Raw genomic sequence first — 12,456 nt, 5'->3', positions numbered from 1 at the left:
CTGAGGGGGGTGAGGGGGGTGAGGGGGGTGAGGGGGGTGAGGGAGGTGTGTGCGGGGCGGCTCAGGTCGCAGTGAGCCCCGACGGGCGGCTCAGGCCGTGCTGAGTTCGACCTCGCGCAGCAGGTCCGCGGCGGCAGCCGACTCGTGGCGCTTGCCGGTGGGGGACAGCGCGACGTACGCGGCGGCCAGGAACAGGAACGAGCCGAGCACCACGGCGAGCGGGAAGATGAACTCGGTGGCGGTGGCGCCGGGCAGGGCCGCGCTGCTGGGCGCGAGGGAGATGTCGACGGCGTACATCGCGGTGTAGTGCATGCTGCTGACCGCGAGCCCCATGACGAGCGCGGCCGCGGCGGCGAGCGCGCCCCCGCGCACGACGAGGGTGAGGGTGAGCGCGGCGGTCGCGGCGACGACGGCGATCACGACGGAGGCGATGACGAGGGCGGGGTCGTAGTCGACCGTGCCGTGCAGGTTGAGGGCGGCCATACCGGTGTAGTGCATGGCGGCGACGCCGAGGCCCGCGCCGAGTCCGCCGAGGACGACCGAGGTCACGCGCGAGCGCCCGTACCCGGCGGTGAAGACACCGGCCGCGACGACGGCGACGGCGATCAGCAGGCTGAGGACGGTGAGCGGGACGTCGTAACGGATGGGGGTGCCGTCGACGCTGAAGCCCAGCATGGCGATGAAGTGCATGGTCCAGATGGCGGAGCCGATGGCGAGGGAGGCGAGCAGCAGCCAGTTGCGTTTCGAGGCGCCGTCCGCCTCCAGCGCCCTGACGGTGCAGCGCAGTCCGAGCGCCGAGCCGACGCAGGCCATCGCATAGGACAGGACGGGAGTCACCCATCCGGCGCTGAAGTGGTCCATGTGTCCCATGGAAGCTCCCAGGAGGTACCGCCGGTAACAGAGCACCGGGGGACGCCGATCATGCCACCGCCTGCTGTGGCGCAGATCGCACGAAAGGGATCATGGGGGGTGATTAATGAAAAATAAATTACCGTGAAGTAGGTAACACGCTTCCTGCATATCCATGCAGGTGAGGTGGCTACCCCGCGAGCACCGTGGCGCCCGGCGCGGGCCCCGACGCGGTGCGCACCGTCCGGCAGGTGCCGGAGGCGAGCAGCGCCTCGGCGACCTTGTCCGCGGTCCCGGGGTCACGGACCAGGAAGGCCGTCGTCGGGCCGGAACCGGAGACGAGCGCGGCGAGCGCCCCGGCGGCCCGCCCCGCGGCGAGCGTGTCGGCGAGCTCCGGGAACAGGGAGAGGGCGGCGGGCTGGAGGTCGTTGGAGACGGCGGCGGCGAGCGCGTCCGCGTCCCCCTTGGCCAGGGCGTCGAGGAGCTCCCCGGAGGCGACGGGCTCGGGGATGTCGGTCCCCTCCCCCAGCCGGTCGAACTCACGGAAGACCGCCGGGGTCGACAGCCCGCGCGCGGCCATCGCGAACACCCAGTGGAAACTCCCGCCGACCTCCAGCGTGCGCAGCTTCTCGCCGCGCCCGGTGCCGAGCGCCGCCCCGCCCACCAGGCTGAACGGCACGTCGCTGCCCAGTTCGGCGCAGATGTCGAGCAGTTCGTCCCGGGAGGCGTTCGTCCCCCACAGCGCGTCGCAGGCGAGGAGGGCGCCCGCGCCGTCCGCGCTGCCGCCCGCCATGCCGCCGGCGACGGGGATGTCCTTGGTGATGTGGAGGTGGACGTCGGGCGTCAGGCCGTAGCGCGCAGCGAGCGCCTCGGCGGCGCGGGCGGCCAGGTTGGTGCGGTCCAGCGGGACCTGGGCGGCGTCCGGGCCCTCGCAGGTGACCCGCAGTCCGTCCGGCGACGGGGTGACGGTGACCTCGTCGTAGAGGCCGACCGCGAGGAAGACGTTGGCCAGGTCGTGAAAGCCGTCGGGGCGGGCGGCGCCCACCGCGAGCTGGACATTGACCTTGGCGGGGACGCGTACCGTGACGCTCACTGGTGACCGGACTCCTTGTGCTCGGCGGTGCCGTTCGCCTTGTCTTCGGTGGTGCCGCTCGCCTTGTTCTCGGCGATCCTCGCGAACTCCTCGACCGTCAGCGCCTCCCCGCGCGCCTGCGGCGAGACGCCCGCCGCGACGAGCGCCGCCTCGGCGGCCGGCGCGGAACCGGCCCAGCCCGCGAGCGCGGCCCGCAGCGTCTTGCGCCGCTGGGCGAACGCGGCGTCGACGACCGCGAAGACCTCGCTCTTGGAGGCCGTCGTCTTGACCGGCTCGGTGCGGCGCACCAGCGACACCAGCCCGCTGTCGACGTTCGGCGCCGGCCAGAAGACATTGCGGCCGATGGCACCGGCCCGCTTCACCTCGGCGTACCAGTTCGCCTTCACCGACGGGACGCCGTACACCTTCGAGCCGGGCGCGGCGGCGAGCCGGTCGGCGACCTCCGCCTGCACCATGACGAGCGTGCGCTCGATGCTGGGGAAGGTGTCGAGCATGTGCAGCAGCACGGGCACGGCGACGTTGTACGGCAGGTTCGCCACCAGCGCGGTCGGGGCCGGGCCCGGCAGCTCGCGTACGTGCATCGCGTCGGAGTGCACCAGCGCGAACCGGTCGGCGCGCTCGGGCATCCGGGCGGCGATGGTGGCGGGCAGCGCGCCCGCGAGCACGTCGTCGATCTCCACGGCCGTGACCCGGTCGGCGGTCTCCAGCAGCGCGAGGGTGAGCGAGCCGAGCCCCGGACCGACCTCGACGACCACGTCGTCCGGCCGGACCTGCGCGGTGCGCACGATACGGCGGACCGTGTTCGCGTCGATCACGAAGTTCTGACCGCGCTGCTTGGTGGGGCGCACCCCGAGGACGTCGGCGAGTTCACGGACGTCGGCGGGGCCGAGGAGGGCGTCGGGGTGGGGGCTGCTCACGGGACAAGGGTACGGGGGTGTGGAGGCGGCCTCGGCCGGACGGCGGGCCTGCGCCGGCGTGGGCCGGGGGCGGGTGGCGCAGCCCGGCGCTGCGGGGTGGCGCGCGCGGCCGCGTCTCACCCCTGCAGCCGCGCCCCGCAGTGCGGCCAAGGGCTCGCCCCGCGCTGCACGTACAGCTTCTTCGCCCGGAACGTCTGCTCCGCCGCCGGCGCGTCCTGCGGCCGCCCCTTGCCCCCGAGCCCCTGCCAGGTCCGCGTGTCGAACTGGTACAGCCCGCCGTACGTCCCCGACGGATCCACCGCGCCCGGCCGCCCGCCCGACTCGCACGCCGCGAGCCCCTGCCAGTTGAGATGGTCGGCGCCCTGCACCGACGTCGGCATCGGCTTCGTCCCCACCTTCACCACCTGCGTCCGCGGCTCGCGCACCACCTCGGTCCGGATCCGCCGCGGCTTCTGCTCGACCCCGTTGACCGTGCGCAGGGAGTACGTGACCCGGCGCAGCCCCGGCTGCCCGGCCCGCTCGACGACCTCCGTCCCCCGGAACAGCAAGGGATCCTCGGTCCGCTGCACGTCGAACGGGATCTGCTCCTCGCGGACCTCCTTCGTCCCCGTGATCCGCAGCACGGTGACCGTCTGCCCGTCGCGCGGGAAGCTCTCGGGGGCGACGGAGGTGGTGTCCTGCCCGCGCAGGGTGATGCCGGCCTCCTCGACGACCTCGCGCACGGTCGCCGCGTTCGTGCGGACGGTGCGGGCGCGGCCGTCCGCCATGATCGTGACGGAGCGCTCGGTGCGCACGTCCAGCGCGAGCCCCTCGCGCCCGATCCGCAGGGAGCGCGAGGCGGACAGGTACGCGCCCTCGGCGCGCACGCCCAGTTGGCGGAGCGCCTCGTCCACCGTGCGCGCCGTCGTCCACACCTGGCGCTGCTGGCCGTCGAGCGTGAGCCGCACCGGGCGCCCGTAGCGGACGGCGACCTCGTCGCCGCTGCTGAGGTCCGCGCCGGGGGCGGGCGCGACCACGTCGTGCGCCCCCACGTCGACGCCTTGTTCCGCGAGCAGTTCGGTGACGTCGTCGGCGAAGGTGTGGAGGGTGCGCGGCTTGCCGTCGACGGTCAGTTCGATCGCCTTGTCCTTGGCGACGAACGCGGAGGTGCCGCCGGCGAGGAAGGCGACGACGAGCGCCTGCGGGAGCAGGCGGCGCATGGGGCTGTCCGTGCGCTCGGCGTATCGCGCACGGCGGCGGCGCGCGGCACGGCTTCCCGCTCCGGCGTGCGCAACGGGCGCGAGCGCCCCCTCGCCGAGCGGCGCCTCCTCGTCGAGCACCTCGTCATCAAGCGCCTCTTCACCCGGCGCGCCCCCGGTCTGGCGTGGCAGCGCCGTCCCGTGCGCCGTGCGCGCCCCGGTGGCCTCGCGCTCCGCATCGACCGCGCCACCCCCGCGCGCCTCGCGCCCCTCACCGGCCTCGCGCGCCCCCGGTCCTTCGTACGCCGGTCGATACGTGTCCGCGTACATCTGCTCGTACGCCCCGGGCATCCCGTACCCCAGCGTCTCCGCGCTGTGCAGATCAGCGGGGGGCGCGTCGTATCCGCCGTACGCCGGGGGCGGATACGCGCCGCTCGCGCCCGCGCCGTACGCCTCGTACGTCTCGTACTGCGAGTTGCTCACGCCGACACGCTCCAGAGGGCCAGGGGTCCCGATCGGGCCCCCAGAACCTAGCGGAGCGGGTGTCACTCTCCAAAGCGACGCGACTACGCAGTGTCGCGGTCGGGCCGGGGGTGGGCCCGTGCGAGCGTTATCGGCCGGTTACGAACGAAACACCCTCAGTAGCCGAAGGCGCGTGCCGTGTTCGCGCCGAGGGCCGTCGCCAGCGCGTCCTCGTCGATGCCGCGCACGGCGGCCATCGCGCGCACCGTGACCGGAATGAGATACGGGGCGTTGGGCCGTCCGCGGTACGGCATCGGCGTGAGGAAGGGCGCGTCGGTCTCCACCAGGACCAGCTCCAGCGGGGCCACGGCGAGCGCGTCGCGGAGGTTCTGGGCGTTCTTGAAGGTGACGTTGCCGGCGAAGGACATGTAGTAGCCGGCACGGGCGCAGATCTCCGCCATCTCCGCGTCACCGGAGTAGCAGTGGAAGACGGTCCGCTCGGGCGCGCCCTCCTCCTTCAGCACGCGCAGCACGTCCGCGTGGGCGTCGCGGTCGTGGATCACGAGCGCCTTGCCGTGCCGTTTGGCGATCTCGATGTGGGCGCGGAAGGAACGCTCCTGCGCGGCCTTGCCCTCGTCGCCGGTGCGGAAGTGGTCCAGGCCCGTCTCGCCGACGGCCTTCACGTGCGGCAGCGCGGCCAGCCGGTCGATCTCGGCGAGGGCGGCGTCGAGGCCGGCGTCTCCGCCGGGCTTGCGCGCGCCCTGCCGGGACCAGCCGTCGGGGTCGCCGTGGACGATGCGCGGGGCCTCGTTGGGGTGCAGGGCGACGGCCGCGTGGACGTTGTCGTACGCCGCTGCCGTCTCGGCGGCCCAGCGGGAGCCGTTCACGTCGCAGCCCACCTGCACGACCGTCGTGACCCCGACCGACGCGGCCTTCGCCAGCCCCTCCTCGACCGTGCCGGACTGCATGTCGAGGTGGGTGTGGGAGTCGGCGACGGGCACCCGGAGGGGTTCCGGGAGCGGCGGCGCCTCGTTCTTGTCGCTGGAGGAAGGCATGCCCCGATCCTACGAAAGGGGCATGCCTTCCCGGCCGGGCGACCGGGTCAGCTCGCCCTGCGGTGGAACGGGTGCAGGAGATCGGACAGGTGCCAGTGGTGGTGTGGGCCCGCCTCGGCCGTGGCCGGCGCCTCCGTCGGCCCCGCCGGGGGCGTGCGGTGGTGCCGGTGCGCCGCGTCGAGCGCCGACGAGACCTGGCCCGCGCGCATGATCCGTACGACGTGGCTGTCGCAGTTCTGGCACATGGGCCGGCTCAGCGGGGACGGGACGACCTGACCGTTCGCCACATACATGACGAAGTCGTGGCCGTCGCCGTCCGTGTGGTGCTCGATCTCGTACGACTGTTCCCAGCCGTGCCCGCAGCGCATACAGGCGAAGGAATAGGACTCGTGGACGACCGGGGTCTCCGCGCTGCGAAGTCGGGTCTGCCCTGCGATCTCGCTCATGCCAGCTCCTCGTGTCCGCTGGACCAGGGACGGGTGCGTCCCACCACCAGTGGACGCTTCCACCGGCGCGAATGCAGCAGGCCTGTCGAGTGTTGGAGGCCATTTGGGCGTTCCTTGCCCCAGCGCCTCGCTCACCCGGCGAGTGCTTTGCCTTTCACCGCAGTCCTTTGCCCCCCCGATGGGGCGCGCGCTCAGAGGAGATGCGCCCTGCTCAGAGCAGGGCGCGCCCCAGTCGGGCGCCGCACGCCCCCCGCCCCGCTCACACCCCCGCGTTCTTAGCCGCCACCACCGCGTCGAACACCTCCCGCTTCGGCAGGCCGGCCTCCGCCGCCACCGCCGCGATGGCCTCCTTGCGTCGTTCGCCCGCCTCCTCGCGCACCCGTACGCGGCGCACGAGCTCCTCGGGGCCGAGTTCCTCGGGGCCCTTCTCCGGCGCGCCCTCGACCACGACGGTGATCTCCCCGCGCACGCCCTCCGCGGCCCACGCGGCCAGCTCCCCCAGCGGGCCTCGCTTGACCTCCTCGTACGTCTTGGTCAGCTCCCGGCACACGGCGGCCCGCCGCTCCGTGCCGAACACCTCGGCCATCGCCGCGAGGGTGTCGTCGAGCCGGTGCGGGGCCTCGAAGTACACGAGGGTGCGCCGTTCCCCGGCGACCTCGCGCAGCCGCGAGAGCCGTTCCCCCGCCTTGCGCGGCAGGAACCCCTCGAAGCAGAACCGGTCGACGGGCAGCCCGGACAGCGCGAGGGCGGTCAGCACGGCGGACGGGCCGGGCACGGCGGTGACCCGCACATCGCGCTCGACGGCCGCCGCGACCAGCCGGTACCCGGGGTCGGACACGGACGGCATCCCGGCGTCCGTGACGAGCAGCACACGCGCGCCGCCCACGAGCTCCTCGACGAGTTCGGGGGTGCGGGCGGACTCGTTGCCCTCGAAGTAGGACACGACGCGCCCCTTGGGCGTGATCCCGAGCGCCTGGGTGAGCCGCCGCAGCCGTCGGGTGTCCTCGGCGGCGACGACGTCGGCGCCGGCCAGCTCCTCGGCGAGCCGGGGAGGTGCGTCGGCGATGTCGCCGATGGGAGTGCCGGCAAGGACCAGGGTTCCGGGCGTAACTGTCACGTTTCCATCCTCGCAGGCGCCATGCACGGGACTCCCACAGAAGGGTTCCCTACGATGGCGCGGTGACCAGTACAGCGTCGTCCATGGACTCCACGGACACCCGGCAGGGCCAGGCGCCGCCCGACCAGCGGCCCTCGTGGCAGCAGCGGCTGCGCCGTTTCGGATACACGGCGGGGCCCAGAACCGATGTCCGCGACCGCCTGGTGCCGCCGTATGCGCAGCCCAGTCCGCGTCTGTGGGTGGTGCTCGGCCTGTCGCCCAAGCTCGCGCAGCGGTTCACCCGCTGGTCGGGCTGGGGCGGTCCGCTGCTGGTCACCCTGTTCGCGGGCGTGCTGCGGTTCTGGAACCTGGGCAGCCCGAAGGCGGTGATATTCGACGAGACGTACTACGCGAAGGACGCGTGGGCGCTCGTGCACCGCGGGTTCGAGGTCAACTGGGACAAGAACGCCAACGACCTGGTCCTGTCCCTGGGCGACAAGGTCGACATCCCGACGGACGCGGCGTACGTCGTGCACCCGCCGGTCGGCAAGTACGTCATCGGGCTGGGCGAGCTGATGTTCGGGTTCGACCCGTTCGGCTGGCGGTTCATGACGGCTCTGCTCGGCACGCTCTCCGTCCTGATGCTGTGCCGGATCGGCCGCCGGCTGTTCCGTTCCACCTTCCTGGGCTGTCTGGCGGGCGCGCTGATGGCGGTGGACGGCCTGCACTTCGTGATGAGCCGGACCGCACTGCTCGACGGCGTGCTGATGTTCTTCGTGCTGGCCGCGTTCGGCTGTCTGGTCATCGACCGCGACAAGGCGCGCGAGAAGCTCGCCGCCGCGCTGCCCGCCGACGCCGACGGCCGGGTCCGCCCCGACCCGTACGCCGCGGAGACGACCCGCCTGGGCCTGCGCCCCTGGCGCTGGGCGGCCGGTCTGATGCTGGGTCTGGCGATCGGCACCAAGTGGAACGGCCTGTACATCCTGGCCGCGTTCGGCCTGATGACCGTCCTGTGGGACGTCGGCTCCCGCCGGGTCGCGGGCGCCCGCCGCCCGCACATGGCGGTGCTCAGGCGCGACCTGGGCCTGGCGTTCCTGGCCACCGTGCCGGTCGCGATCGTGACGTACATCGTGTCGTGGACGGGCTGGATCCTCTCACCCACCGACGGCACCGGCGGCTACTACCGCAACTGGGCCGCGACCGACGGCAAGGACAGCAACTGGTCCTGGCTGTTCCCGGACTGGTGGCGCAGCCTGTGGCACTACGAGCACCAGGTCTACGACTTCCACGTCGGCCTGTCGTCCCCGCACACCTACCAGTCCAATCCGTGGAGCTGGATCGTCACCGGCCGCCCGGTGTCGTACTTCTACGAGTCCCCCGCCCCCGGCAAGGACGGCTGCCCCGCCGACGCGGGCGAGAAGTGCGCGCGCGAGGTCCTGGCCATCGGCACGCCGCTGCTGTGGTGGGTGGCGGCCTTCGCCCTCCTGTACGTGCTGTGGCGCTGGTTCTTCCGCCGCGACTGGCGCGCGGGCGCCATCGCCTGCGGCATCGCGGCCGGCTACCTGCCCTGGTTCATGTACCAGGAGCGCACGATCTTCTTCTTCTACGCCGTTGTCTTCCTGCCCTTCCTGTGTCTGGCCGTGGCCATGCTCCTGGGCACGACCGTCGGCCCACCGGGGTCGAGCGAGACCCGCAGGGTGGCGGGGGCCACGGGGGCGGGCGTGCTGGTGCTGCTGATCGCCTGGAACTTCATCTACTTCTGGCCCCTGTACACGGGTACGGCGATCCCGATCGACAGCTGGCGGTCGCGGATGTGGCTGGACACCTGGGTCTAGCCACCTCCGCGACCGCCCGAATACCTGGATCCAGCAACAATCGGAGAACACCCGCCCCACCCCGCACACCGCCCCCTTACAGTGCGGATGACCAATGGGGAAACGGGGAGGGGACGGCCCAATGGGCAAGGGGGTGAAGGCCGCCGTTGTCGGCGGTGTGTTCGCCGTGATGGTGGGCGGGGCCGGATACGGCGCCTACAACGTCGTATCCGCGCTGAACGGTGACGGGGGCGGGCCCGCGGAAGTGAAGACCGGGCCGCCGAGCGGGGACGAGGTCGAGGAGACGGCCGGGAACTTCTTCACGGCGTGGGAGAAGGGGCAGGCGGCGCGGGCGGCGTCGTACACGAACTTCGACGCTCCGGCCGAGCAGCTGCTCGTCGCGTACGGCGAGGGCGCGCACATCTCCGACGTGAAGATCACGCCGGGGACGGCGAAGGGGGCCACGGTGCCCTTCTCGGTGCGGGCGACGGTGTCGTACGAGGGGGCGTCGAAGCCGCTCGCGTACAAGAGCGAGCTGACGGTGGTGCGGGGCAAGACCTCCGGGCGGGCGCTGGTCGACTGGGATCCGTCCGTGATCCATCCCCAGCTGAAGGACGAGGGCGACACGCTCGTCACCGGGGAGTCGGCGAGCCCGCCCATCGTGGCGGTGGACCGCGACAGCCGTGTGCTGACCAAGGAGAAGTACCCCTCGCTCGGCCCGATCCTGGACACGCTGCGCGAGCGGTACGGCGACAAGGCCGGCGGCACGCCCGGCGTGGAGCTGGTGGTCCGGCACGCCGACGAGCTGGTCGCCGACACCCCGCTGGTCACCCTCGCCGAGGGCAAGGCGGGCCGGCTGCCCACCACGCTGAGCGCGAACGTGCAGGCGGCGGCCGAGAAGGCCGTGAAGAGCTACGACGAGTCGTCGGTGGTCGCGGTCAAGCCGAGCACGGGCGAGGTGCTGGCGGTGGCCAACAACCGTTCGGACGGATGGAACGCGGCCTTCGAGGGGCGGGTCGCGCCCGGCTCCACGATGAAGATCATCACTGCCGCGATGCTCATCGACAACGGCGTCACCTCGATGAACGGCCCGGCGCCCTGCCCGGACTCCGCGACCTGGCAGAGCCAGACCTTCAAGAACCTGCCGGGTCTTGAGGCCAACCTGAACGCCACGCTGGCCGATACGTTCATGCGTTCGTGCAACACCGGCTTCATCAAGCTCGTCGACGAGAAGCCACTCACCGACGCCTCGCTGATGGCGGAGGCGCAGGAGCGGTTCGGGCTCGGTCAGGACAACTGGAAGACCGGCATCACCTCCTTCGACGGCAGCGTTCCGGCCTCCGCGGGACCGGACCGCGCGGCCAACGCCATCGGCCAGGGGCAGGTCCAGATGAGCCCGCTGAACATGGCGTCCGTGACGGCGACCGCGAAGACGGGCACCTTCCGGCAGCCGTATCTGGTCTCGCCCGAGCTGGACGACCGTGAACTGGCCACCGCCAAGGGTCTGGAGCCGAACACCGCCTCCCAGCTCACGCAGATGATGCGGCTCACCGCGACCCAGGGCACGGCCCAGAACGTGATGGCCGGGCTGGGCGGTGACATCGGCGCGAAGACCGGATCCGCGGAGGTGGACGGGCAGACGGCCAACAGCTGGTTCACCGGGTTCCGCGACGACGTGGCCGCGGCGGCCATGAGCGAGGCCGGCGGACGCGGCAGCGAGGCGGCGGGCCCGATCGTCAAGGCGGTCCTGGCAGCCGGAGGCTGAACTCACTCCTGGAGGACGGGACTCTAGGGTGGTGCCGTCGTTGGGCTGGATATAGGGGGCAGCGGGGACCCTGGGGATCTTGTGCGGAGGAACTGACAGCTGTGGGCAAGAGAAGGCGCGTCGCCGACGAGCGACGGAAGACGAAGCCTGCCGTGGTGATCGGCGGGGTGATCGCCGTGGTCGTCGGCGGTGCCGGGCTCGGCGCCTACGCGCTGTACGGCGGCGGGGCGGCGGCCGACGACCGTACGCAGACGGCGTCCGCCGACGTCGACGACAAGGCGAAGTCGGTCAAGACGGGCCCGCTGTCGGCGAAGGAGGTCACCACCGCGACCACCGCGTTCCTCACGGCGTGGCAGCGGGGCGAGGTCACCGAGGCCGCCGCCGCCACGGACGACGCCACGGCGGCGCGGAAGCTGCTCACCGGCTACGGGAAGGACGCCCGCATCAAGGACGTCACGCTCACCCCCGGCACCGCGTCCGGCGCCGAAGTGCCCTTCTCCGTCAAGGCGACGGTGGCGTACGACAAGCTCAGCAAGCCGCTGGCGTACGACAGCGCGCTGACCGTCGTACGGCGGGCCGAGGACGGCGAGCCGGTCGTGCGGTGGCAGCCCTCCGTCGTCCATCCCGACCTCAAGGACGGCGACACCCTGGTCACCGGGGAGTCCGGGACGCCGCCGATCAAGGCGCTGGACCGGGACGGCGGTGAGCTGACCGCCAAGTCGTACCCGTCGCTGGGCACGGTGCTGGACGGACTGCGCGAGAAGTACGGCAAGACGGCCGGCGGCAAGGCGGGCATCGAGCTGCGCGTGATCCGCGGCAAGAAGTCCAAGTCGGCGGACAAGACCCTGCTGGAGCTCAGCAAGGGCACGCCGGGCACGGTGAAGACGACGCTGAACCCGACGCTCCAGGCCGCGGCCGAGGAACAGGTCGCCAAGAAGGCGCGCGCGTCGGTCGTCGTACTGCGCCCCTCGACGGGCGAGATCCTGGCGGTGGCGAACTCCTCCCAGGGCTTCAACACCGCGCTCCAGGGCTCCCTCGCGCCCGGTTCCACGATGAAGGTCGTGACCTCCTCGCTGCTGATCGAGAAGGGCCTGGCGTCGGTGAACAAGGAGCACCCCTGCCCGAAGTACTTCACGTACGGCGGCTGGAAGTTCCAGAACGACGACAAGTTCGAGATCAAGGGCGGCACGTTCAAGGCGAGCTTCGCGCGGTCCTGCAACACGGCCTTCATCAGCCAGGCGCCCGAGCTGGACGACGACAGCCTCACCAAGCAGGCGCAGCAGGTCTTCGGCCTGGGTCTGAACAACTGGTCCGTGGGTGTGCCGACCTTCGACGGCGGCGTCCCGGTGCAGTCGCAGGCGCAGATGGCGGCCTCGCTGATCGGTCAGGGCGGGGTGCGGATGAACCCGCTGAACATGGCGTCGGTCTCCGCGACGGTCAAGGCGGGCGTCTTCCACCAGCCGTACCTGGTCTCCCCGGACGTGGACGGCCGCAAGCTGGCGACGGCCGCACGCACGATGTCGGGCGGCACGCTCGCGCAGCTGCGCGAGCTGATGGCCTATACGGCGGCCTACGGCACCGCGGCCGAGGCGATGGCCGGGGTGGGCGGTGACGTCGGCGCGAAGACCGGTTCCGCGGAGGTCGACGGCCAGAAGAAGCCGAACGGCTGGTTCACCGCCTACCGGGGCGACCTCGCGGCCGCGGGCGTGGTCCAGTCGGGCGGGCATGGCGGGGAGACGGCGGGGCCGATCGTGGCTTCGCTGCTGAAGCTGGGGGGCTGA

At 72.2% G+C, this 12,456-nt stretch carries 10 protein-coding genes; 3 read left to right on the top strand and 7 right to left on the bottom strand.

Annotation, left to right across the window (positions count from 1 at the left end):
- Positions 1-90: 90 nt before the first annotated feature.
- The 7 genes from AB0Q90_RS18580 to rsmI all read right to left on the bottom strand — a co-directional run bounded on the left by AB0Q90_RS18580 (position 91) and on the right by rsmI (position 7,117).
- Complete coding sequence (locus AB0Q90_RS18580) at positions 91-870, bottom strand: MHYT domain-containing protein (protein ID WP_363164056.1); 780 nt, start codon at positions 868-870, stop codon at positions 91-93.
- Between the two features lie 169 nt (positions 871-1,039).
- Positions 1,040-1,942, bottom strand: a complete 903-nt coding sequence (locus tag AB0Q90_RS18575; protein WP_363164057.1) for a 4-(cytidine 5'-diphospho)-2-C-methyl-D-erythritol kinase — start codon at positions 1,940-1,942, stop codon at positions 1,040-1,042.
- A complete protein-coding gene (gene rsmA, locus AB0Q90_RS18570) occupies positions 1,939-2,859 on the bottom strand; it encodes a 16S rRNA (adenine(1518)-N(6)/adenine(1519)-N(6))-dimethyltransferase RsmA (protein ID WP_363164058.1) in 921 nt (306 codons plus the stop codon). Before rsmA ends, AB0Q90_RS18575 begins: the two co-directional genes overlap by 4 nt.
- Before the next feature lie 116 nt (positions 2,860-2,975).
- Positions 2,976-4,520 (bottom strand): ubiquitin-like domain-containing protein, encoded by a 1,545-nt coding sequence (locus AB0Q90_RS18565; protein WP_363164059.1) that lies wholly within the window; start codon positions 4,518-4,520, stop codon positions 2,976-2,978.
- Positions 4,521-4,675: 155 nt separating this feature from the next.
- The gene (locus AB0Q90_RS18560; protein ID WP_363164060.1) at positions 4,676-5,554 is read right to left on the bottom strand and encodes a TatD family hydrolase; all 879 of its coding nucleotides are present in this window, start codon (positions 5,552-5,554) and stop codon (positions 4,676-4,678) included.
- 47 nt (positions 5,555-5,601) lie between these two features.
- Positions 5,602-6,000 carry a hypothetical protein gene (locus tag AB0Q90_RS18555; RefSeq protein ID WP_363164061.1) on the bottom strand — a complete coding sequence of 133 codons (399 nt, stop codon included), beginning with the start codon at positions 5,998-6,000 and terminating at the stop codon, positions 5,602-5,604.
- A 259-nt stretch (positions 6,001-6,259) separates the two neighbouring features.
- A complete protein-coding gene (rsmI, locus tag AB0Q90_RS18550) occupies positions 6,260-7,117 on the bottom strand; it encodes a 16S rRNA (cytidine(1402)-2'-O)-methyltransferase (protein ID WP_363164062.1) in 858 nt (285 codons plus the stop codon).
- Between the two features lie 62 nt (positions 7,118-7,179).
- Between rsmI and AB0Q90_RS18545 the strand changes: the two genes are divergently transcribed.
- The 3 genes from AB0Q90_RS18545 (at position 7,180) to AB0Q90_RS18535 (ending at position 12,456) form a co-directional block, all read left to right on the top strand.
- Positions 7,180-8,931 carry a phospholipid carrier-dependent glycosyltransferase gene (locus AB0Q90_RS18545; protein ID WP_363164063.1) on the top strand — a complete coding sequence of 584 codons (1,752 nt, stop codon included), beginning with the start codon at positions 7,180-7,182 and terminating at the stop codon, positions 8,929-8,931.
- 121 nt (positions 8,932-9,052) lie between these two features.
- Complete coding sequence (locus AB0Q90_RS18540; RefSeq protein WP_363164064.1) at positions 9,053-10,675, top strand: penicillin-binding transpeptidase domain-containing protein; 1,623 nt, start codon at positions 9,053-9,055, stop codon at positions 10,673-10,675.
- Positions 10,676-10,776: 101 nt separating this feature from the next.
- The gene (locus AB0Q90_RS18535; RefSeq protein ID WP_363164065.1) at positions 10,777-12,456 is read left to right on the top strand and encodes a penicillin-binding transpeptidase domain-containing protein; all 1,680 of its coding nucleotides are present in this window, start codon (positions 10,777-10,779) and stop codon (positions 12,454-12,456) included.

It is taken from the genome of Streptomyces sp. NPDC079141 (assembly GCF_040686775.1).
Lineage (GTDB): Bacteria > Actinomycetota > Actinomycetes > Streptomycetales > Streptomycetaceae > Streptomyces.
Note: the sequence above shows the minus strand (reverse complement) of the source record. Positions and strands in the feature narration are given on the sequence as shown.